This is a genomic window from Rhodococcus sp. JCM 9793, from assembly GCF_055380405.1.
The window spans coordinates 2,613,290-2,633,265 of record NZ_AP043721.1 but is presented as its reverse complement, the minus strand read 5'-3'; the positions used below and the strand labels follow the sequence as shown (position 1 = coordinate 2,633,265).

The 19,976-nt window shown below is 64.7% G+C and carries 33 protein-coding genes; 2 read left to right on the top strand and 31 right to left on the bottom strand.

Annotation, left to right across the window (positions count from 1 at the left end):
• Nucleotides 1-4 precede the first annotated feature (4 nt).
• Both ACZ46K_RS14205 and ACZ46K_RS14200 read right to left on the bottom strand, forming a co-directional pair.
• Nucleotides 5-583: an NADPH-dependent FMN reductase gene (locus ACZ46K_RS14205; RefSeq protein ID WP_464748832.1), complete on the bottom strand. Its 579-nt coding sequence runs from the start codon at nt 581-583 to the stop codon at nt 5-7.
• A 19-nt stretch (nt 584-602) separates the two neighbouring features.
• On the bottom strand, nt 603-1,184 hold the full coding sequence (locus tag ACZ46K_RS14200) for a TetR/AcrR family transcriptional regulator (RefSeq protein WP_464748830.1): 582 nt from the start codon (nt 1,182-1,184) through the stop codon (nt 603-605).
• Nucleotides 1,185-1,253: 69 nt separating this feature from the next.
• Here ACZ46K_RS14200 and ACZ46K_RS14195 point away from each other — a divergent pair, with 69 nt between their 5' ends.
• Entirely contained in the window at nt 1,254-2,396 is a 1,143-nt protein-coding gene (locus ACZ46K_RS14195; protein WP_464748828.1) for an acyl-CoA dehydrogenase family protein, read from the top strand.
• A 367-nt stretch (nt 2,397-2,763) separates the two neighbouring features.
• Here the strand turns inward: ACZ46K_RS14195 and ACZ46K_RS14190 are convergent, their stop codons facing one another.
• From ACZ46K_RS14190 to infA, 9 genes are all read right to left on the bottom strand, one after another.
• Nucleotides 2,764-3,765 (bottom strand): alpha/beta hydrolase, encoded by a 1,002-nt coding sequence (locus ACZ46K_RS14190; RefSeq protein WP_054809907.1) that lies wholly within the window; start codon nt 3,763-3,765, stop codon nt 2,764-2,766.
• Between the two features lie 41 nt (nt 3,766-3,806).
• On the bottom strand, nt 3,807-4,730 hold the full coding sequence (gene truA / locus ACZ46K_RS14185; protein WP_464748826.1) for a tRNA pseudouridine(38-40) synthase TruA: 924 nt from the start codon (nt 4,728-4,730) through the stop codon (nt 3,807-3,809).
• 5 nt (nt 4,731-4,735) lie between these two features.
• Nucleotides 4,736-5,296, bottom strand: a complete 561-nt coding sequence (rplQ, locus tag ACZ46K_RS14180; RefSeq protein ID WP_054805967.1) for a 50S ribosomal protein L17 — start codon at nt 5,294-5,296, stop codon at nt 4,736-4,738.
• 30 nt (nt 5,297-5,326) lie between these two features.
• On the bottom strand, nt 5,327-6,385 hold the full coding sequence (locus ACZ46K_RS14175) for a DNA-directed RNA polymerase subunit alpha (RefSeq protein WP_464748824.1): 1,059 nt from the start codon (nt 6,383-6,385) through the stop codon (nt 5,327-5,329).
• 139 nt (nt 6,386-6,524) lie between these two features.
• Entirely contained in the window at nt 6,525-7,130 is a 606-nt protein-coding gene (gene rpsD, locus ACZ46K_RS14170; RefSeq protein WP_054805966.1) for a 30S ribosomal protein S4, read from the bottom strand.
• 27 nt (nt 7,131-7,157) lie between these two features.
• Complete coding sequence (gene rpsK / locus ACZ46K_RS14165; RefSeq protein WP_054805965.1) at nt 7,158-7,571, bottom strand: 30S ribosomal protein S11; 414 nt, start codon at nt 7,569-7,571, stop codon at nt 7,158-7,160.
• Nucleotides 7,571-7,939, bottom strand: a complete 369-nt coding sequence (gene rpsM / locus ACZ46K_RS14160) for a 30S ribosomal protein S13 (protein ID WP_054805964.1) — start codon at nt 7,937-7,939, stop codon at nt 7,571-7,573. The genes rpsK and rpsM overlap by 1 nt, the downstream gene beginning before the upstream one ends.
• A 207-nt stretch (nt 7,940-8,146) precedes the next feature.
• Complete coding sequence (rpmJ, locus tag ACZ46K_RS14155) at nt 8,147-8,260, bottom strand: 50S ribosomal protein L36 (protein ID WP_003938068.1); 114 nt, start codon at nt 8,258-8,260, stop codon at nt 8,147-8,149.
• A gap of 92 nt (nt 8,261-8,352) precedes the next feature.
• Nucleotides 8,353-8,574: a translation initiation factor IF-1 gene (gene infA / locus ACZ46K_RS14150; protein ID WP_006554587.1), complete on the bottom strand. Its 222-nt coding sequence runs from the start codon at nt 8,572-8,574 to the stop codon at nt 8,353-8,355.
• Between the two features lie 186 nt (nt 8,575-8,760).
• Between infA and dtd the strand changes: the two genes are divergently transcribed.
• The gene (gene dtd, locus ACZ46K_RS14145) at nt 8,761-9,198 is read left to right on the top strand and encodes a D-aminoacyl-tRNA deacylase (protein WP_464748822.1); all 438 of its coding nucleotides are present in this window, start codon (nt 8,761-8,763) and stop codon (nt 9,196-9,198) included.
• Nucleotides 9,199-9,202: 4 nt separating this feature from the next.
• Here the strand turns inward: dtd and map are convergent, their stop codons facing one another.
• From map to rplB, 20 genes are all read right to left on the bottom strand, one after another.
• Nucleotides 9,203-10,000, bottom strand: a complete 798-nt coding sequence (gene map, locus ACZ46K_RS14140; RefSeq protein ID WP_464748820.1) for a type I methionyl aminopeptidase — start codon at nt 9,998-10,000, stop codon at nt 9,203-9,205.
• Between the two features lie 15 nt (nt 10,001-10,015).
• Nucleotides 10,016-10,561 (bottom strand): adenylate kinase, encoded by a 546-nt coding sequence (locus tag ACZ46K_RS14135; RefSeq protein ID WP_054809903.1) that lies wholly within the window; start codon nt 10,559-10,561, stop codon nt 10,016-10,018.
• Nucleotides 10,558-11,871 carry a preprotein translocase subunit SecY gene (gene secY, locus ACZ46K_RS14130; protein ID WP_464748818.1) on the bottom strand — a complete coding sequence of 438 codons (1,314 nt, stop codon included), beginning with the start codon at nt 11,869-11,871 and terminating at the stop codon, nt 10,558-10,560. The genes ACZ46K_RS14135 and secY overlap by 4 nt, the downstream gene beginning before the upstream one ends.
• Before the next feature lie 252 nt (nt 11,872-12,123).
• On the bottom strand, nt 12,124-12,567 hold the full coding sequence (gene rplO / locus ACZ46K_RS14125; RefSeq protein WP_464748816.1) for a 50S ribosomal protein L15: 444 nt from the start codon (nt 12,565-12,567) through the stop codon (nt 12,124-12,126).
• A gap of 2 nt (nt 12,568-12,569) precedes the next feature.
• Nucleotides 12,570-12,749 (bottom strand): 50S ribosomal protein L30, encoded by a 180-nt coding sequence (rpmD, locus tag ACZ46K_RS14120; protein WP_054805962.1) that lies wholly within the window; start codon nt 12,747-12,749, stop codon nt 12,570-12,572.
• On the bottom strand, nt 12,749-13,402 hold the full coding sequence (rpsE, locus tag ACZ46K_RS14115) for a 30S ribosomal protein S5 (RefSeq protein ID WP_054805961.1): 654 nt from the start codon (nt 13,400-13,402) through the stop codon (nt 12,749-12,751). Before rpsE ends, rpmD begins: the two co-directional genes overlap by 1 nt.
• A gap of 31 nt (nt 13,403-13,433) precedes the next feature.
• A complete protein-coding gene (gene rplR / locus ACZ46K_RS14110) occupies nt 13,434-13,841 on the bottom strand; it encodes a 50S ribosomal protein L18 (RefSeq protein ID WP_054716703.1) in 408 nt (135 codons plus the stop codon).
• A gap of 2 nt (nt 13,842-13,843) precedes the next feature.
• On the bottom strand, nt 13,844-14,383 hold the full coding sequence (gene rplF / locus ACZ46K_RS14105) for a 50S ribosomal protein L6 (protein WP_464748814.1): 540 nt from the start codon (nt 14,381-14,383) through the stop codon (nt 13,844-13,846).
• A 14-nt stretch (nt 14,384-14,397) separates the two neighbouring features.
• Nucleotides 14,398-14,796, bottom strand: coding sequence for a 30S ribosomal protein S8 (rpsH, locus tag ACZ46K_RS14100; RefSeq protein ID WP_054809900.1), 399 nt, complete (start codon nt 14,794-14,796; stop codon nt 14,398-14,400).
• Between the two features lie 167 nt (nt 14,797-14,963).
• A complete protein-coding gene (locus ACZ46K_RS14095; protein ID WP_054805958.1) occupies nt 14,964-15,149 on the bottom strand; it encodes a type Z 30S ribosomal protein S14 in 186 nt (61 codons plus the stop codon).
• A 4-nt stretch (nt 15,150-15,153) separates the two neighbouring features.
• Nucleotides 15,154-15,720 (bottom strand): 50S ribosomal protein L5, encoded by a 567-nt coding sequence (rplE, locus tag ACZ46K_RS14090; protein ID WP_054805957.1) that lies wholly within the window; start codon nt 15,718-15,720, stop codon nt 15,154-15,156.
• Nucleotide 15,721: 1 nt separating this feature from the next.
• Nucleotides 15,722-16,039: a 50S ribosomal protein L24 gene (rplX, locus tag ACZ46K_RS14085; protein WP_054805956.1), complete on the bottom strand. Its 318-nt coding sequence runs from the start codon at nt 16,037-16,039 to the stop codon at nt 15,722-15,724.
• Nucleotides 16,039-16,407: a 50S ribosomal protein L14 gene (gene rplN, locus ACZ46K_RS14080; protein ID WP_054809899.1), complete on the bottom strand. Its 369-nt coding sequence runs from the start codon at nt 16,405-16,407 to the stop codon at nt 16,039-16,041. Before rplN ends, rplX begins: the two co-directional genes overlap by 1 nt.
• A 298-nt stretch (nt 16,408-16,705) precedes the next feature.
• A complete protein-coding gene (gene rpsQ, locus ACZ46K_RS14075; RefSeq protein WP_054805954.1) occupies nt 16,706-16,990 on the bottom strand; it encodes a 30S ribosomal protein S17 in 285 nt (94 codons plus the stop codon).
• On the bottom strand, nt 16,987-17,223 hold the full coding sequence (rpmC, locus tag ACZ46K_RS14070) for a 50S ribosomal protein L29 (RefSeq protein ID WP_054716697.1): 237 nt from the start codon (nt 17,221-17,223) through the stop codon (nt 16,987-16,989). Before rpmC ends, rpsQ begins: the two co-directional genes overlap by 4 nt.
• Nucleotides 17,223-17,639 (bottom strand): 50S ribosomal protein L16, encoded by a 417-nt coding sequence (gene rplP, locus ACZ46K_RS14065; RefSeq protein ID WP_330137174.1) that lies wholly within the window; start codon nt 17,637-17,639, stop codon nt 17,223-17,225. The genes rpmC and rplP overlap by 1 nt, the downstream gene beginning before the upstream one ends.
• Nucleotides 17,640-17,643: 4 nt before the next feature.
• Nucleotides 17,644-18,435 carry a 30S ribosomal protein S3 gene (rpsC, locus tag ACZ46K_RS14060; protein ID WP_464748811.1) on the bottom strand — a complete coding sequence of 264 codons (792 nt, stop codon included), beginning with the start codon at nt 18,433-18,435 and terminating at the stop codon, nt 17,644-17,646.
• Nucleotides 18,435-18,827 (bottom strand): 50S ribosomal protein L22, encoded by a 393-nt coding sequence (gene rplV / locus ACZ46K_RS14055; protein ID WP_464748809.1) that lies wholly within the window; start codon nt 18,825-18,827, stop codon nt 18,435-18,437. Before rplV ends, rpsC begins: the two co-directional genes overlap by 1 nt.
• Nucleotides 18,824-19,105 (bottom strand): 30S ribosomal protein S19, encoded by a 282-nt coding sequence (gene rpsS, locus ACZ46K_RS14050; protein ID WP_054719989.1) that lies wholly within the window; start codon nt 19,103-19,105, stop codon nt 18,824-18,826. The genes rplV and rpsS overlap by 4 nt, the downstream gene beginning before the upstream one ends.
• Nucleotides 19,106-19,124: 19 nt before the next feature.
• The gene (gene rplB, locus ACZ46K_RS14045) at nt 19,125-19,961 is read right to left on the bottom strand and encodes a 50S ribosomal protein L2 (RefSeq protein ID WP_054809894.1); all 837 of its coding nucleotides are present in this window, start codon (nt 19,959-19,961) and stop codon (nt 19,125-19,127) included.
• Nucleotides 19,962-19,976 lie beyond the last annotated feature (15 nt).

Here is a 19,976-nt window from a genome sequence, read left to right as displayed (position 1 = left end):
CGTCTCAGCCCGGGTACGGCGCGATGTCACCTCCCGCCCGAATCGTGGTTGCCCACCAGCCGAGTTGGCCCAGCATGCGTTGGGCCGAGTCGATTGCCGCACCGTCACGCGTGGTGCCGTCGGCGGCGAAGGCGTGTTTGACGCGGTGGAAGCTCACCGATTCCCGCACCGGGACCATGTGGACCTCCACGACCACCTGCCGGAGTTGCTCCACCGCGCGCAGGCCACCGGACAGCCCGCCGTAGGAGACGAATCCCACGGGCTTGGCGCGCCATTCGTGTTTGACGCTGTCGATCGCGGTCTTGAGCGCAGCGGGATAGCCGTGGTTGTACTCGGAGGTGACCACGACGAATGCCTCCGCCTCGGCGATCCGCCGGGCGAAGACGTCGACGTCGCGCCCTCCCGACAGTTCCTGAGGCAGCGGGGTTTCGGCCAGGTCGATGATATCGACAGCGAATTCCGCGTCGCCGGACACCGAGCGGCGACGAGCCGTTTCGATGAACCATTGTGCGACGACCGGCGCGACCCGCCCCTCCCGCACGCTCGCCACGATGATCCCGAGTCGGATCGGCTTCTCGTTCATCACCCGATCGTAGGGTGCGTCAGGACGTCAGGCCGTGCGTGAGGAGGGCGGCGAGCTCACGGTATGCCTGCGCATCGTCGAGGCCGGTCTGCCGAGCGACCTGTCGCTGCTGGATGCGGACCATGACGGCCGCGACGACGTCGGCGACGAACGCCGCGTGCACGTCGCGCAGTTCACCGGCGGCGACACCGTCCGAGATCAACGCCCGGACCCGGTCTGCGGCGAGGCGCGTGTTGCGCTCGTACACCTCCCGTGCGACGGGTGTCGCGGCGATGTCCTCCATGAAGCGGACCGAGGCGGGTTCGAGTTGCCTGCCTACGGATTCGAGGTAGGTGCGGATCCGCGTCTCAGCTCCTGTGGCATCCGCGACATCGGCTTCTACGCGCTCGGTCGCGCCGCGAAAGAAATGCACGGTGACGGCCTGGACGAGCCGGTCCTTGTTCTCGGCGAGGGCGTAGAGGGTCGATTTCGAACACCGCAGCCGGGCTGCGATGTCGTCGAGCGTGAAGTGCGCGAATCCTTCGTCCAGAAACAGCGCGACAAGCTGATCGAACAGCTGCGCCTGTCTTGCCGTGGTGCGTCGTGCCGCTACTCTTGCCATACCAGCAACGGTACTGCAGTATCGCTCGCAGTACTGTTTGTGAGTCCGTCTTCTTCGAGGAGTTCTGCCGTGCCCGTCGAGCGTCTACTGCCCACCCCCGAGGCCCACGATCTGATCGACCTCACTCGCGACGTCGCCGACAAAGTGCTCGCACCTCGCGTCGTCGAACACGAACGTAGCGAGACCTTCCCGGAAGGCGTGTTCCCCGCACTCGGCGCCGCAGGGCTGCTCAGCCTCCCCTACCCCGAAGAGTTCGGTGGCGGAAACCAGCCGTACGAGGTGTACCTGCAGGTCCTCGAGGAGCTCGGCGCACGCTGGGCAGCGGTCGCGGTCGCGGTGAGCGTGCACGGCCTGTCGTGCTTCGCCCTCGCGACACACGGCACCGATGAGCAGAAGAACGCGTGGCTACCCGACATGCTGGGCGGCGAGACGATCGGCGCCTACAGCCTGTCCGAGCCTCAGGCCGGCTCCGACGCGGCGGCCCTGACCTGCCGGGCACAGGCCGTCGAGGGCGGATACCGGATCAACGGCTCGAAGGCGTGGATCACCAACGGCGGCAAGGCCGATTTCTACACCCTGTTCGCCCGGACCTCCGACACAGGAAGCAAGGGCATCTCGTGCTTCCTCGTGCCCAAGGGCACCGAGGGCCTCGGCTTCGGGAGGCCCGAGGAGAAGATGGGCCTACATGCGATCCCCACCACCTCGGCCCATTACGACGATGCCTTCGTACCCGCCGACCGCCGCATCGGCTCCGAAGGTCAAGGTCTTCCCATCGCGTTCAGCGCCCTCGACTCCGGACGTCTCGGCATCGCTGCTGTCGCAACCGGACTCGCTCAGGCCGCGCTCGACGAAGCAACCGCATACGCCAAGGAACGCAAGGCCTTCGGCAAGGCGATCATCGACCATCAGGGCCTCGGATTCGTCCTGGCCGACATGGCTGCCGCTGTCGATTCCGCCCGCGCCACCTACATCGATGCTGCCCGCCGCAAGGACGCGGGCCTCGCCTATTCGCGTCAGGCCTCGGTCGCGAAACTGGTCGCCACGGATGCCGCCATGAAGGTCACCACCGATGCAGTGCAGGTCCTCGGTGGATACGGGTACACCCGCGATTTCCCCGTCGAGCGGTTCATGCGCGACGCGAAGATCACCCAGATCTTCGAAGGCACGAACCAGATCCAGCGACTGGTGATCGCACGGTCGCTGGCCGGCTGACCTCGGCTGCAGCCTCGGCCGAGGAGATGAAGTGGGGTGCGCCCCGGATTGACATCTCCGGTCCGTGCGCAGGGACATCGGACGGGGTGTTAACGCAGAGGCTTCTGATGCCGATGTGACAGATGACTGCTGCGCCTTTCTCCCCCTGTGAAAGTCACAGCAGTCACTTCGACTTCGACCGGAGTCGAAGATCGTCAACCTGCTGGAGGAAATATGATTCTCGGTTCACTCGGTGCCACCCTGTTCGCCCTTCTCGCGGGCCTGGGCATCCTGCTCTGACACTCGCGCGTGCCACCGCTTCCGGCGACGGAGGCGGTGGCACGCCACTGTCCCCTGATCGTTCACCCCCCGGCCCGCCACAACCGTGTCAGGCGCCGATGGACTCCGACAACAGCGGCCAGGATTCGTGGAGCGCGTCTTCCCAGTATCCCCACGTGTGAGTGCCTTCGATACGCGTCGAATAGGTTGCCTCGATTCCGAGTGCGTCCAGCTCGGCACGGAGCCGGTCTGTGCATCCACTCACCGCGGTCTCGATCACCCCGAGCAGCGCTACATCAGGTATCACGGCAGGTCCGTGTTCCTCCCACGCGCGAGCCTCGTGCGTGCCGGGCAGCCCCCCGCTCGACGACACGAACACCGTCGTTCCGCGCAGTCTCTCGGCATTGCGGATCACGTCCTGTTGCATCCAGTACGGACCGCCGACCGGACCCCACATGTTCTCCACGTCACCGCCCCCGAGCCCGACGACCATCTCGACATAGCGGGCACCCACATCCGTCGAGGTCTCGGCGCAACCGCTGTACGACGCCACGGCGTCGTACAGATCCGGCGCATGCTCGGCGAGCGCGAGTGCAGATGTCGCCGACATCGACACACCCGCGATCGCGTTGCGCCCGGTCGCGCCGAGCGCGGCGTCGACTATCGGAGGAGCTTCCTCGGTGAGGAACGTCGTCCACTTGTTGCGACCCAGTTCCGGGTCGTCGGCAAGCCAGTCGGTGTAGTAGCTGAACGCACCGCCGATCGGCGTCACGACGTTGACATTCTTGTCATCGAAGAAGTCGACGGTATCGGTCTGTTCACGCCATGTGGCCTCGTCGACACCCCCACCTGCGCCGTTGAGCAGATACAGCACGGGGCGCGGTTCGGTCGAGTCAGCGGGACGGATCACCCGGAGTTCGATCGTACGACCCATCGCCTCGGAACGGACGAACAACGACCAGTCGCGGTCGGAATGCCGGTCCACGAGTTCCAGTGTCGCCGCACCGGATTCCGCCTCGTCGGCGACGGCGGCCGGCGCCTCGTCGGCCCGACCGATACCCGGGTGGAGACCGCCTGTCACAGCAACCGCAGTGACCGCAATCGCCGCCATGAACGCAGACCGTCGTCCGATCAACTTCGTGCTCCTCTTCGTCAACCGCAGCACCCGCGCTCGATCGGCCCGCGTGTCTCTCGCGTCGCCCGGTTCCGAGCGGCGAGATCTTCCTCGGCAGGGTAGTCGACACGGACGAGTGAGAGGCCGTGGGCCGGCGCCACTGCCACGGATGCAGCCCGTTCGCGCTCGTCGAGCAGAGCGGTCATCCATTCGCCCGACCGGCGACCCTCCCCCACGGCAAGCGCCGCGCCGACGAGACTGCGGACCATCGACCAACAGAACGCGTCGGCACTCACATGCGCGGTGAGGATGTCGCCGGAACTGGTCCAGTCGTAGCGCTGGAGTTCGCGAACCGTCGTCGCGCCCTCGCGCCGCTTGCAGAAGGCGGCGAAGTCGTGGAGTCCCAACAAGGATCGGGAGGCCCGCTGCATTGCGCCGAGATCGACGGTCTTCGGCCAAGCAACAGTGTCCCGGGCACGCAGCGGATCGGCCCCGTGCACGGCCGTTGTCACGCGGTACTCGTAATGACGGCGGACCGCGGAGAAACGCGCATCGAAGTGCTCCGGCGCCACCGAGATTCCGGTCACCCGGACATCCCGTGGGAGAAACCGTGCGAGACGACGGACCCAGCGCGACGGATCGTCCGGAAGCGACTCGGTCGGCACGTCGACGTGCGCGACCTGACCCGAGGCGTGCACCCCGGCATCGGTGCGACCTGCCACGGTGAGGAGCACGGGCTCCCGAACTATGGCCGACAGCTTCCCCTCGATCTCGCCGCACACCGTGCGGCGGCCGGGCTGGCGGGCCCACCCGGAGAAATCGGTGCCGTCGTAGGAGATATCGAGCCGGAGCCGAGTCCGATCACCGGGTGTTCGATCACCGGTTGCTGTGCCCGAAGCGACGAGCCCGCCGCCCTGAACAGGGACGGCGGGCTCGTTCGATTCAGCAGATGCCGAAACCAAGTGGACTAGTCCTTCTTGGCCTCGTCCGCCTCGGTCGCGTCAGCGGCCGTTGCGGTGGTGTCCTCGATCGCCTCGACGACAGCATCGGCGTTCTCGACCTCGGAGGCGGTGGCGTCGGCCTCGACGGCCTCCACCACGTTCTCCTCGGCAGCCGGTGCAGCCTGCGACGCCGCGACGCGACGAGCGCGGTCGGCCTCGGAGGAGACGGTCTTCTCGCGCACGAGCTCGATGACCGCCATGGGCGCGTTGTCACCCTTGCGCGGCATCGTCTTGATGATGCGCGTGTAGCCGCCGTTACGGTCCTCGAAGGAGGGACCGATCTCCGCGAACAGGGCGTGCACGACGTCCTTGTTGCGGATGACCTTCAGCACCTCACGACGCGAAGCCAGCGTGCCGGTCTTTGCGTGCGTGACGAGCTTCTCGGCGTACGGGCGCAAGGCCTTGGCCTTGGCCTCGGTGGTGGTGATGCGGCCGTGCTCGAAGAGCGCGGTGGCCAGGTTGGCGAAGATCGCCTTCTGGTGCGAGGCCGACCCGCCGAAGCGGGCGCCCTTCTTGGGCTTGGGCATGATTTTCTCCTAGTAACGGACCGTGAGCTGCTACAGCTGCTCGGTCTCGGCGTAGTCCTCGTTGCCGTCGGTTTCGCCGAACCCGGCGTCGGTGTCGCTCCAGGTACCGGTCGCGGCGTCGTAGCCGGCAACGCTGCTGGGGTCGAAGGACGCGGGGCTGTCCTTCAGCGACAAGCCGAGCGAATGCAGCTTGACCTTGACCTCATCGATGGACTTCTGACCGAAGTTGCGGATGTCGAGCAGGTCGGATTCCGTGCGTGCCACCAGCTCACCGACGGTGTGAACACCCTCGCGCTTGAGGCAGTTGTAGGACCGGACCGTCAGGTCCAGGTCCTCGATCGGAAGTCCGAAGGAGGCGATGTGGTCGGCCTCGGCAGGCGAGGGACCGATCTCGATGCCTTCTGCTTCGACGTTCAGCTCACGAGCCAGACCGAAGAGCTCGACAAGAGTCTTGCCCGCCGACGCGAGTGCATCGCGTGCGGCGATCGAGTTCTTGGTCTCCACGTCGAGGATCAACCGATCGAAGTCGGTGCGCTGCTCGACACGGGTGGCCTCCACCTTGTACGTCACCTTGAGCACCGGCGAGTAGATCGAGTCGACCGGGATGCGGCCGATCTCGGCACCGGATGCCTTGTTCTGGACGGCGGGGACGTAGCCGCGGCCGCGCTCTACGACGAGCTCGACCTCCAGCTTGCCCTTGTCGTTCAGGGTGGCGATGTGCAGATCCGGGTTGTGGATCTCGACACCGGCCGGCGGAACGATGTCCGCTGCGGTGACGACGCCCGGGCCCTGCTTGCGGACGTACATGGTGACCGGCTCATCCTCTTCCGAGCTGACCACGAGGCCCTTGAGGTTCAGGATGATGTCGGTGACATCTTCCTTCACACCCGGAACCGTGGTGAACTCGTGGAGCACGCCGTCGATACGAATGCTGGTGACGGCGGCACCGGGGATCGAGGAGAGCAGGGTGCGACGAAGCGAGTTTCCGAGCGTGTAGCCGAAGCCGGGCTCGAGCGGCTCGATGACGAACTTCGATCGATCGTCGGCGAGGACCTCTTCGGTCAGCGTGGGTCGCTGCGAGATGAGCATGAGTTGCCTCCTTGTGGGCGTCCGCTATTTGACGCCCTAGTGGTGGTGTGGTGTCCTCCCCGCCCCAGCAGGGCAGCGCCCCAATAGAGCAGGAGGACACCACGCACGATGTGCTCTGATGACAGAGCACGAAGCGCTCTTACTTCGAGTAGTACTCGACGATGAGCTGTTCCTGCAGCGGGATCTCGATCTGCGCGCGCTCGGGGAGCTGGTGTACCAGCACCCGCAGACGCGGGCCGACGACCTGCAACCACGCCGAGACCGGGCGATCACCCTGGGTCTCACGCGCGATCTGGAACGGCAGCGTGCTCAGCGACTTCTCGCGGACATCGATGATGTCGTACTGGGAGACGCGGTAGCTCGGGATGTCGACCTTCTTGCCGTTGACCAGGAAGTGTCCGTGGGACACCAGCTGGCGGGCCTGACGGCGGGTGCGCGCGAGGCCGGCACGGTAGACGACGTTGTCCAGGCGCGACTCGAGGATGGTCAGCAGGACCTCGCCGGTCTTACCCGGGCGGCTTGCCGCTTCCTCGTAGTAGCGACGGAACTGCTTCTCCATGATGCCGTAGGAGAAACGGGCCTTCTGCTTCTCCTGCAACTGGAGCAGGTATTCGCTCTCCTTGATCCGCGCGCGGCCGTGCTGGCCGGGCGGGTAGGGGCGACGCTCGAATGCCTGGTCGCCTCCGACCAGGTCGACGCGGAGACGACGCGACTTACGTGTAACGGGACCGGTATAACGTGCCATGACTTAGAACCTTTTCCTTTCCCGTTATTAAACGCGACGACGCTTGGGCGGGCGGCAGCCGTTGTGCGGCTGAGGGGTCACGTCCGAGATCGTTCCGACCTCGAGGCCGGCGGCCTGGAGCGAACGGATCGCGGTCTCGCGGCCCGAACCCGGGCCCTTGACGAAGACGTCGACCTTCTTGACGCCGTGCTCCTGCGCCTTGCGGGCAGCGCTCTCGGCGGCGAGCTGCGCGGCGAACGGGGTCGACTTGCGCGAGCCCTTGAAGCCGACGTGGCCCGAGGACGCCCAAGAGATCACGTTGCCCTGGGGATCCGTGATCGAAACGATGGTGTTGTTGAAGGTGCTCTTGATGTGAGCGGCGCCGTGCGGAACGTTCTTCTTGTCCCTGCGCCGTGTCTTCTGGGTCTTCTTCGGACCGGCAGTGCGTGACTTGGGAGGCATTACTTCTTCTTTCCTGCGACGGTGCGCTTCGGACCCTTACGGGTGCGAGCGTTGGTCTTGGTGCGCTGTCCACGCACGGGCAGACCACGACGGTGTCGCAGGCCCTGGTAGCAGCCGATCTCGATCTTGCGACGGATATCCGCCTGGACCTCGCGACGGAGGTCACCCTCGACCTTGTAGCCATCCTCGATGCACTCGCGGAGCTTGGTGAGGTCCTCGTCGGTCAGGTCCTTGCTGCGCAGATCCGGGTTGACTCCGGTCGCTTCGAGGATCGCCTTCGAGCGGGTACGGCCGATGCCGTAGATGTATGTGAGTGCGATCTCCATCCGCTTCTCGCGGGGAAGATCAACACCTGAGAGACGTGCCATGTGGCATTCCTATTCGGTGTGCGGAGGTCTGCTCCCAGCCCGTCCCCTGCGTAAGAAACTGTGTAGTGACAAACACAGTGGGGCCCCGGCCTCCGAACCGGGGGTGCATCGCACAGCTCCTCGACGAATCGAGGATCGTAACCGTGCGACTGGTGCTGGAAGGTCTTCTTGCTTGTTGCCAAGCAGATCTTCGCGAGGAAGGTAGATCTAGCCCTGACGCTGCTTGTGACGCAGGTTCTCGCAGATCACCATGACCCGACCGTTACGACGGATCACCTTGCACTTCTCGCAGATCTTCTTGACGCTAGGCTGAACCTTCACGTGCGTCCGATCTCCTGTATGCGCGCCCCCGGACACGGCGCAAGCCCTTCCGGAGACATGTTTTTCCCCGACCGTTCGGCCGGGGAAGTCTGTTACTTGTAGCGGTAGACGATGCGTCCACGCGTGAGGTCGTAGGGCGAGAGCTCCACGACAACCCGGTCCTCGGGAAGGATACGAATGTAGTGCTGCCGCATCTTGCCGCTGATGTGGGCCAGCACCTTGTGGCCATTCTCCAGCTCGATGCGGAACATCGCATTGGGAAGCGGTTCGATAACCCGACCCTCGACCTCGATTGCGCCGTCCTTCTTAGCCATATCCTCCGCGATCCGTTGTTCGACGTGTGGTTGCACCGGCATCCGATACCGTGACGCTCGGCATCCCCGGAATCCCGTTGCGAAGAACATGTCGACGCAGACCGACCGGAGCGCAGCGCGCACCACCGATCGATATTACGGGAAGTTTCTCACCAGGCCAAATGGCGATGATGTAAGGAGGCACACGTGCGTGCACTGATTCAACGGGTCACCACCGCGTCCGTCGCAGTCGACGGAGCGGAGATCGCGCGGATCACGCCCACGGACGGTCGCCACGGGCTGCTCGTCCTGGTCGGCGTCACCCACGACGACGACGCAGCGAAGGCGGCGACACTCGCACGGAAGGTCTGGACGATGAGGATTCTCGAGGAGGAGAAGTCGGCGTCCGATCTGAACGCTCCACTGCTGGTCGTCAGCCAATTCACCTTGATGGCGGACACGAGGAAGAGCCGACGCCCGTCATGGTCGGCGGCGGCGCCCGCACCCGTGGCCGAACCGCTGATCGACGAGTTCACGTCGGCGTTGCGTGCGCTCGGTGCGCATGTCGAGTCGGGGGTGTTCGGTGCCCGAATGGAAGTGAGTCTCGTCAACGACGGCCCGGTGACCCTGCTCGTCGAAGTGTGACCGACTACTCGGGGCGGAGAGTGAGAATGCGTGGACCGTCCTCGGTGACCGCCACGGTGTGCTCCCAGTGCGCAGCGCGGCTGCCGTCGGTGGTCACGACGGTCCACTCGTCCTCGAGCACCACGGTCTCGTAGGTGCCGAGAGTGAGCATCGGCTCGATCGCCAGCACCGAACCCACGACGAGCTGCGGGCCCTTGCCCGGTTTGCCCTCGTTGGGGAGAAACGGATCCATGTGCATCTCGCGGCCGATGGCGTGGCCACCGTAGCCGTCGACGATGCCGTACGGACGTCCGTGCAGACGCTCCGCGGCGTGCGTGCCCTCTTCGATCGCGTGGGACACGTCAGTAAGGCGGTTGCCGGCGATCATTGCGGCGATTCCCGCCTCCATCGACAAGCGCGTGGCGTCGCTGAGGTCGGAGTCCGCGGCGGACAGCTCCCCCACCCCGAAACTCCACGCCGAGTCGCCGTGCCATCCGTCGAGGATCGCACCGCAGTCGATCGACACCAGGTCGCCCTCGACGAGGATCTCGTCTGCCGACGGGATGCCGTGGACGACCCTGTCGTTGACCGACGAACAGATGGACCCGGTGAAGCCGTGATATCCCAGGAACGACGGAACGGCGTCCGCATCACGGATCACCGCTTCCGCCACCCGATCGAGTTCCAGGGTGCTCACGCCCGGCTTCGCCGCATCTCGCACCGCGACGAGTGCGTCTCCCACGATGGCACCAGCGGCTGCCATCGCATCGAGTTCGCCGGAAGTGCGGAACGGAACCACCTTGCGCTTGCGCCCGAAACCCATACCGAAATCCTGTGTCTACTTGCCGAGCGCCGAGAGGGCGCGCGCGTTGATTTCCTCGACCTCACCGACAGCATCGACAGTAATGAGGACATCTGCATAGTGGTCGAGCAACGGCGCAGTCTCTTCCCGGTAGACCCGGAGGCGGTTGCGGATGACGTCCTCGGTGTCGTCGGCGCGGCCGCGAGCGAGCATGCGCTCGACGACGACGTCCTCGTCGATGACGAACGACAGCACACCGTCGAGGGCGGTGTCCAGGTTCTTCAGGATGTTGCCGAGTTCCTCGGCCTGCTCGACGCTACGGGGAAAGCCGTCGAGCAGGAATCCGTTCGCGGCGTCGGGCTCCGCGAGCCGCTCCCGCACCATGTTGTTCGTGATCTCCGCGGGGACGAGGTCTCCGGCGTCGATGTACTTCTTGGCCTCCAAGCCGAGCGCGGTGCCCTGCCCGATATTGGCGCGGAAGAGATCGCCGGTCGAGATCGCGGGAACGCCGAGCTTCTCGGACAGGATTGCGGCCTGTGTGCCTTTGCCGGCACCGGGAGGACCGAGGAGTACAAGTCTCACTTGAGGAACCCTTCGTAGTTGCGCTGCATCAATTGACTTTCGATCTGCTTGACAGTGTCCAGCGCGACACTGACGAGAATGAGCACCGCTGCGCCGCCGAAGATGCTGCTGGCGGTCTGACCGCCCGACAGGAAGAAGTTCGGAAGTACTGCGATGAGACCGAGGTAGATCGAGCCCGGAACCGTGATGCGGTTGAGCACGTAACTGAGATATTCAGCGGTGGGCCGGCCCGGGCGGATACCCGGGATGAAGCCCCCGTACTTCTTCATCTCGTCGGCGCGTTCCTCGGGGTTGAACGTGATGGCCACGTAGAAGAACACGAAGAACACGATCAACCCGAAGTACAACGCGATGTAGACCGGGTTGTTGGGGTTGACGAGATACTCATTGATGATGCGCTGCCACCAGCTCGGCTCGGGGTTGGTGGTTGCACCGGTGAGCTGAGCGATCAGGTTCGGCAGATACAGCAGCGACGACGCGAAGATCACCGGGATGATGCCGGCCTGGTTGACCTTCAGCGGCAGGTACGTCGACGAGCCGCCGTACATGCGGCGACCCACCATCCGCTTGGCGTACTGCACCGGGATACGACGCTGGCCCTGCTCGACGAAGACGACGCCGGAGATCAGAAGCAGCGCGACGACCAGCACGATCGCGAAGACGAGACCACCGCGGGATTCGAGGATCGTCCGGCCTTCGGTCGGCAGCGCAGACGCGATACCGGAGAAGATCAGGATCGACATGCCGTTGCCGACACCGCGCTCGGTGATCAGTTCGCCGAACCACATCACCACTGCGGCACCTGCGGTCATGACGAGAACGATGACGACCATGCTGAAGACGCCGTCGTCGGCCAGGATCGGCTCGGCACAGCCCTGCAGCAGCTGGCCTCGGGCGGCGAGCGCCACGATGCCGGTCGCCTGCAGGACGGCAAGCGCCACGGCCAGATATCGCGTGTACTGCGTCATCTTGGCCTGACCCGCTTGGCCCTCCTTGCGGAGTTCCTCGAATCTGGGGATCACGACGGTGAGCAACTGCACGATGATGCTCGCGGTGATGAACGGCATGATGCCGATAGCGAACACCGACAGCTGAAGGAGGGCACCACCCGAGAACAGATTGATCAGGGAGTAGATGCCGGCCTGTTCGCTGCCGGCGAGCTGGTCGACACACGCCTGGACGTTTCCGTAGTCGACGCCCGGGGACGGCACCGAGGCGCCGAGACGGTACAGAGCCACCAGCCCGAGGGCGATGAGGATCTTCCGCCTCAGGTCCGGTGTCCTGAGGGCCGAGACGAAGGCGGAAAGCAAGAATCCTCCTGGCAGGCCGATCGGGAGCGACAGGCCGGATAGGCCCGTCGGACAGTAGACAACTCTAGAACTCTAACAGTGCGCACCCCGGCGGCCACCGGTCAGGATCACCGGAAGGGCGACGCGCAGGGTGCAACGCGCTGCAAATACGTCACAAGCGTACGGCAGCACAGAGATACGCGAACGGCCGCGGCGCAGTCATCGACTGCACCGCGGCCGTTCGTCAGCCGTGATTCATGCAAATCGAACCGGTCAGGCCAGTTCGGTTGCAGTGCCACCGGCAGCGGCGATCTTCTCCTTGGCGGAGCCGGAGAACTTGTTCGCGGAAACCTGAACGGCAACCGTGATCTCGCCCTCGCCGAGGACCTTCACGAGCTGGTTCTTACGAACCAGGCCATTGGCCACGAGCTCGTCGACGCCGATCTGGCCACCCTCGGGGAAGACCCGGGCGATGTCGCTGACGTTGACGACCTGGTACTCGGTGCGGAATGCGTTCTTGAAGCCCTTGAGCTTCGGCAGACGCATGTGCAGGGGCATCTGGCCACCTTCGAAGGCTGCCGAGACGTTCTTACGCGCCTTGGTGCCCTTCGTACCGCGACCAGCGGTCTTACCCTTCGAACCCTCACCGCGTCCGACGCGGGTCTTGTCCGTCTTCGCGCCCGGAGCGGGACGCAGATGATGCAGCTTGATGGTCATTCTCAGACCTCCTCAACGGTCACGAGGTGACGCACCACGTTGATCAAGCCACGGTTCTGCGCGTTGTCCTCACGGACCACCGACTGGCGGATCTTCCGCAGGCCGAGGGTGCGCAGGCTGTCACGCTGATTCTGCTTGGTACCGATGGTGCTCTTGATCTGGGTGATCTTCAGCTCTGCCATTACTTCACGCTCCCAGCAGCCAGTGCGCGAGCGCGAAGCATGCCGGCGGGAGCGACGTCCTCGAGGGGCAGGCCACGGCGAGCCGCGACTTCCTCCGGACGCTGCAACGCCTTGAGGCCTGCAACCGTCGCGTGCACCACGTTGATGGCATTGTCGGAGCCGAGCGACTTCGACAGGATGTCGGAGATGCCCGCGCACTCCAGCACGGCGCGCACCGCGCCACCGGCGATCACACCGGTACCGGGGGAAGCCGGACGCAGCATGACGACGCCTGCAGCAGCTTCTCCCTGAACCGGGTGGGTGATGGTTCCGCCGATGAGCGGAACGCGGAAGAAGTTCTTGCGAGCTTCCTCGACACCCTTGGTGATGGCCGCGGGAACTTCCTTGGCCTTGCCGTAGCCGACGCCGACCACACCGTTGCCGTCTCCGACGATCACCAGCGCGGTGAAGCTGAAGCGACGGCCGCCCTTGACGACCTTCGACACACGGTTGATCGAGACGACACGCTCGATGTGGTTCGACCGCTCGGCAGCATTACCGCCGCGCGAGTCGCGATCGCGGCGGTCTCCGCGACCACCACGGTTGTCCCCGGTGTTGGGGCCATTCTGTCCGGCGGGGCCGTTTCCGCCGTCACGCCGCTGACGTCCCGGCATCAGACGTTCCTTCCGTTCGCAAAGATGATCATCAGAACTTCAGCCCGCTCTCGCGCGCTGCGTCCGCGAGGGCCGCGATTCGGCCACTGTAGGTGTGTCCGCCGCGGTCGAAGACCACGGATTCCACGCCGGCAGCCTTCGCGCGCTCGGCGATCAGCTGTCCGACCTTGGCGCCGCGCGCCTTCTTGTCGCCCTCGAGTGCACGCACGTCGGCCTCGATGGTCGACGCTGCGGCAACGGTCGTGCCGGTGAGGTCGTTGATGACCTGCACGTGCATGTGACGCGACGAGCGGTTGACGACGAGGCGCGGACGCTCTGCCGTTCCGGCGATCTTCTTGCGGAGGCGGAAGTGACGACGCGTCTTCGACAGCCGACGCGTGGTGGACGCATCCTTGCCGCGCGGGATCCGCTTGGCCTTCTGGTTCTCGGTCTGGCTCATGATCACTTACCCGTCTTTCCGACCTTGCGACGGACCTGCTCGCCCTCGTAGCGGATGCCCTTGCCCTTGTACGGGTCGGACTTACGCAAACGACGGACGTTGGCCGCGATCTGGCCGACCTGCTGCTTGTCGATACCCGCAATCGAGAACTTCGTGGGGGCCTCGACGGCGAAGGTGATGCCTTCAGGGGCCTCGATGAGCACCGGGTGGCTGAAGCCGAGCGAGAACTCGAGGTCCTTGCCCTTGAGCGCCACGCGGTAGCCGACGCCGAAGATCTCCATCTTGATGGTGTAACCCTCGGTCACACCGACGATGAGATTGTGCACCAGGGTCCGCGACAGACCGTGCAGTGCACGGCTGCGACGCTCGTCGTTGGGGCGGTTGATGTTCAGTGCCCCGTCGTCGCCCTTGGCGATGGTGATGGGCTCAGAGATCGTCAGCGCCAGGTTGCCCTTGGGGCCCTTCACTGCGACGTTCTGGCCATCGATGTTCACCTCGACACCCGAGGGAACTGCAACGGGGAGTTTTCCGATTCGCGACATTGTGGTGGCCTCCCTTACCAGACGTAGGCGAGGACTTCCCCGCCTACCCTCTGCTTGGCCGCCTGGCGATCGGTGAGCAGACCGGAGGACGTGGAGATGATCGCCACGCCGAGTCCGCCCAGGACCTTGGGCAGGTTGGTGGACTTCGCGTACACGCGAAGGCCGGGCTTCGACACGCGGCGCACGCCGGCAAGGCTGCGCTCACGGGAAGGCCCGTACTTGAGGTCGACGACGAGGGTCTTGCCGACCTCGGCGTCTTCGGTGCGGTAGTCGGAGATGTAGCCCTCGCGCTTGAGGATCTCGGCGATGTTCACCTTGATCTTCGATGACGGGAGCTTGACCTCGTCGTGGAACGCCGTGTTGGCGTTACGCAGACGCGTCAAGAAGTCTGCGATGGGGTCGGTCATGGTCATGGTCTGACCTGTACACCTTTCTCGGAGCGGTTCCCATGCAACACCGGGAGAACCCGGCCGTGGGCCTACAGCGAATTTGGTTTCAATGCGAGCCGACCCGAAATGGGCCGACCCCTGACAGCGTGACGGTGGGCGGAAGCACGAGGCGCTCCGCCCACCCGCTCACGTCACCAGGAGCTCTTGTGAACTCCCGGAAGCTCGCCGGCGTGTGCCATCTCACGGAGGCAGATACGGCAGAGACCGAACTTGCGGAACACCGAGTGCGGACGACCGCAACGCTGGCAGCGCGTGTAGCCACGGACCGCGAACTTCGGCTTCTTGTTGGCCTTGTTGACCAGTGCCTTCTTAGCCATGGGCTCAGTTCTCCTTGAACGGGAAGCCGAGGTGCTTGAGCAGGGCACGGCCTTCTTCGTTGTTGGTAGCGGTGGTCACGACAGTGATGTCCATACCGCGCGGGCGGTCGATCTTGTCCACATCGATCTCGTGGAACATCGACTGCTCGTTCAGGCCGAACGTGTAGTTGCCGTTGCCATCGAACTGGTTGCCGTTCAGGCCACGGAAGTCGCGGATACGGGGAAGCGCGATGGACACGAGACGGTCCAGGAACTCCCACATGCGATCGCCACGCAGCGTGACGCGCGCACCGATGGGCATACCCTCGCGAAGCTTGAACTGCGCGATGGACTTACGAGCCTTGCGGATCTCCGGCTTCTGACCGGTGATCAACGCGAGGTCGTTGACCGCACCGTTGATGAGCTTCGCGTCGCGGGCGGCGTCGCCGACACCCATGTTGACGACGACCTTCACGACGCCGGGGATCTGCATGACGTTCGCGTAGGCGAACTCGGTGTTCAGCGCGTCACGGATCTCCGCGCGGTAGCGGGTCTTCAGGCGCGGCTGGATCTTGTTCTCAGTGGTGGTCATGTCAGATGTCCTTCCCGTTCTTCCGGGAAATCCGAACGCGCTTGCCGGTTTCCTCATCGGTCCGGTAGCCGACGCGAGTGGCGTTTCCGTCCGAGTCGACGACCGCAACGTTCGAAACGTGGATCGAGGCCTCCTGCGTCACGATGCCGCCCGAAGAGGCGCCACGCTCGTTGGCCGAGACCGCGGTGTGCTTCTTGATCCGGTTCACGCCCTCGACGAGGACACGGTTCTCGCGCGGGAAGGCCGCGATGACCTTACCCTTCGCGCCCTTGTCCTTACCCGAGATGACGAGCACGGTGTCGCCCTTGTGTACCTTCATCACAGCACCTCCGGTGCGAGCGAGACGATCTTCATGAACCGCTTGTCGCGAAGCTCGCGACCGACGGGTCCGAAGATGCGGGTACCGCGAGGATCGTTGTCGCCCTTGATGAGGACAGCAGCGTTCTCGTCGAACTTGATGTACGAGCCGTCCGGCCGACGGCGCTCCTTGGTGGTGCGCACGATGACGGCCTTGACGACCTCACCACGCTTGACATTGCCGCCGGGGATGGCGTCCTTCACGGTGCCGACAATGATGTCACCGATACCGGCGTAGCGACGGCCCGAGCCACCGAGAACGCGGATGCAGAGAATCTCCTTGGCACCCGTGTTGTCGGCGACACGCAGTCGCGACTCCTGCTGGATCACTTACGTCTCCTTGACCTGGATTGGTATGTACGTCAGATTTCCGACCTGGACGTACGCGGTCGTCGGCTGCTCACGGCGCACGTGCGGAAGACACACGGGTCCCGTGAAGCAACCCGTCCAGAGTAGGCCATATACCGTACCCGGGGCAAATTAGCGAACTGTGAGCTCGCTCCCGACCCCGGATCCGGGTGTGTTGCACTGCACTTCGCGCACTCACCCGCACTCCGAACACGAACTCGGCCCGACATCCGAAATGGATGCCGGGCCGAGGAATTTCATCACACGAGGTGTGAAAGGCCTACTTGGCCTTCTCGAGCACCTCGACCAGACGCCAGCGCTTCGACGCGGACAGCGGACGGGTCTCCATCAGCTGCACGCGATCGCCGATGCCGGCGAGACCGTTCTCATCGTGTGCCTTCACCTTGGTGGTACGGCGGATGATCTTGCCGTACAGCGGGTGCTTCACGCGATCCTCGAGCTCGACCACGATGGTCTTTTCCATCTTGTCCGAGACGACGTAGCCGATGCGGACCTTACGGCTCGCGCGCTCTTCGTTCTGGGTCACTGCCTTTTCCTCACTCATGCCACGTCACCCGCATCCGGGCCGGTGGCCAGACCGAGCTCACGCTCACGCAGAACCGTGTAGATACGAGCGATCTCGTTACGCACGGTGCGCAGTCGTCGGTTGTTGTCCAGCTGACCGGTAGCCATCTGGAAGCGGAGGTTGAACAGCTCTTCCTTGGACTCGCGAAGCTTCGAGGTCAACTCTTCCTCGGTGAGCTCGCGAAGTTCTGCGGCGGGAGTTTCGGTAGCCATCAGAACTGCTCCTCCCTCGTCACGATCCGGCACTTGCACGGGAGCTTGTGCATCGCGCGGCGCAGGGCCTCACGAGCAATCTCCTCGTTCGGGTAGCTCATCTCGAACAGCACGCGACCGGGCTTGACGTTCGCGACCCACCACTCCGGCGAACCCTTACCGGAACCCATGCGGGTTTCGGCCGGCTTCTTCGTGAGCGGGCGATCCGGGAAGATGTTGATCCAGATCTTGCCGCCACGCTTGATGTGTCGGGTCATGGCGATACGAGCGGCTTCGATCTGCCGGTTCGTGATGTAGGCCGGCTCGAGAGCCTGGATGCCGTACTCACCGAAGGCGACCTGGGTCCCGCCCTTGGCGTTACCCGAACGGCTCGGATGGTGCTGCTTGCGGTGTTTGACCCGCCGGGGGATCAACATTGCGTCAGCCCTCCTTGTTCTCTGCCGAAGCCGGGGCATCGGCAGCCCGTCCCGCTTCGGTGCTCGTCGCGGTGGTGCCCGAGGCGCCGGAGCGACGCGGGCGGCTCGGACGCTCACGACGCGGGCGGTCAGCGGGAGCAGCTGCAGCAGCAGCGAGCTCACGACGGCCACCGACGATGTCGCCCTTGTAGATCCAGACCTTCACGCCGATGCGACCGAAGGTGGTCTTCGCCTCGTAGAGGCCGTAGTCGATGTCCGCGCGCAACGTGTGCAGCGGGACGCGACCTTCGCGGTAGAACTCCGAGCGCGACATCTCGGCGCCACCGAGGCGGCCCGAGCACTGCACGCGGATGCCCTTGACGTTGGGCTGACGCATGGCCGACTGAATGGCCTTGCGCATCGCCCGGCGGAACGCCACGCGGTTCGAGAGCTGCTCTGCGACGCCCTGCGCCACCAGCTGAGCCTCGGACTCGGCGTTCTTGACCTCGAGGATGTTGAGCTGAACCTGCTTGCCGCTCAGCTTCTCGAGCTCGGCGCGGATGCGATCGGCCTCGGCGCCGCGGCGGCCGATGACGATGCCCGGACGCGCGGTGTGGATGTCCACACGCACACGATCGCGGGTGCGCTCGATCTCGACCTTCGCGATACCTGCACGCTCGAGGCCGGAGGCCAGGAACTTACGGATCGCGACGTCTTCCTTCACGTAGTCCGCGTACTGCTTGTCTGCGTACCAACGCGACTTCCAGTCGGTGGTGATGCCCAGACGGAAGCCGTGCGGGTTGATCTTCTGGCCCACTACTGAGCTCCCTTCCGGCGGTTACGAGACGAGTTCGAGCCGACGCTCTCCACGATCACGGTGATGTGGCTCGACCGCTTGCGGATACGGAACGCGCGACCCTGTGCACGCGGCTGGAACCGCTTGAGGGTTGCGCCCTCGTCCACGTACGCCGTCGCAACAACGAGCGTGTTGGGGTCGAGGTTCAGGTTGTTCTGCGCGTTTGCAGCTGCAGAGGCGATCACCTTGGCGACCGGTTCTGCAGCGGCCTGCGGCGCGAACTTCAGAATTGCGAGGGCTTCCTCGACGGACTTTCCGCGAACGATGTCGACGACGCGGCGCGCCTTCATCGGGGTCACGCGCACGTGGCGCGCAACAGCCCGAGCGCTCGGGTTTGTGGTTTCAGTACTCATCGACGCTTGCTCTTCCGGTCGTCCTTGATGTGGCCCTTGAACGTACGGGTCGGTGCGAATTCACCGAGCTTGTGGCCGACCATCGAATCCGAGACGAACACCGGAACGTGCTTGCGTCCGTCATGGACGGCAAACGTGTGACCGATGAAGTCCGGCAGAATCGTGGAACGGCGCGACCAGGTCTTGATGACCTGCTTGGTGCCCTTCTCGTTCTGGACGTCCACCTTAGCCAGGAGGTGGTCGTCGACGAACGGGCCTTTCTTGAGGCTGCGTGGCATTCTCTAACTCCCTCCTTGACTAGCGCTTGTTCTTGCCGGTACGGCGACGACGGACGATCAGCTTGTCGGACGCCTTGTTCTTGCGGGTGCGGCCTTCGGGCTTGCCCCACGGGCTGACCGGGTGGCGACCACCCGAGGTCTTGCCCTCGCCACCACCGTGCGGGTGGTCGACGGGGTTCATGACCACACCACGGACGGTCGGGCGCTTGCCCTTCCAACGCATACGTCCGGCCTTGCCCCAGTTGATGTTCGACTGTTCGGCGTTGCCGACCTCGCCGACGGTTGCGCGGCAGCGCACGTCGACGCGACGGATCTCACCGGACGGCATACGCAGCGTGGCGTAGGTGCCTTCCTTACCGAGGAGCTGAATGCTCGCGCCGGCCGAACGGGCCATCTTGGCTCCGCCGCCGGGACGCAGCTCCACCGCGTGGATGGTGGTACCGGTCGGGATGTTGCGCAGGGGCAGGTTGTTGCCCGGCTTGATGTCGGCCGTCGGGCCGGACTCGATCGGAGCACCCTGAACCAGGCCCTTGGGGGCGATGATGTAGCGCTTCTCGCCGTCCACGTAGTGGAGCAGCGCGATGCGGGCGGTGCGGTTGGGGTCGTACTCGATGTGAGCGACCTTGGCCGGGATGCCGTCCTTGTCGTTGCGGCGGAAATCGATCAAGCGGTATGCGCGCTTGTGTCCGCCACCCTTGTGCCGGGTCGTGATACGACCGTGCGCGTTACGACCACCGCGACCGTGCAGCGGGCGGATCAGCGACTTCTCGGGCGTCGACCGAGTGATCTCGGCGAAGTCCGACACACTGGCGCCACGACGGCCCGGCGTAGTCGGCTTGTACTTACGGATTGCCATGAGTCTTCTCGTCCT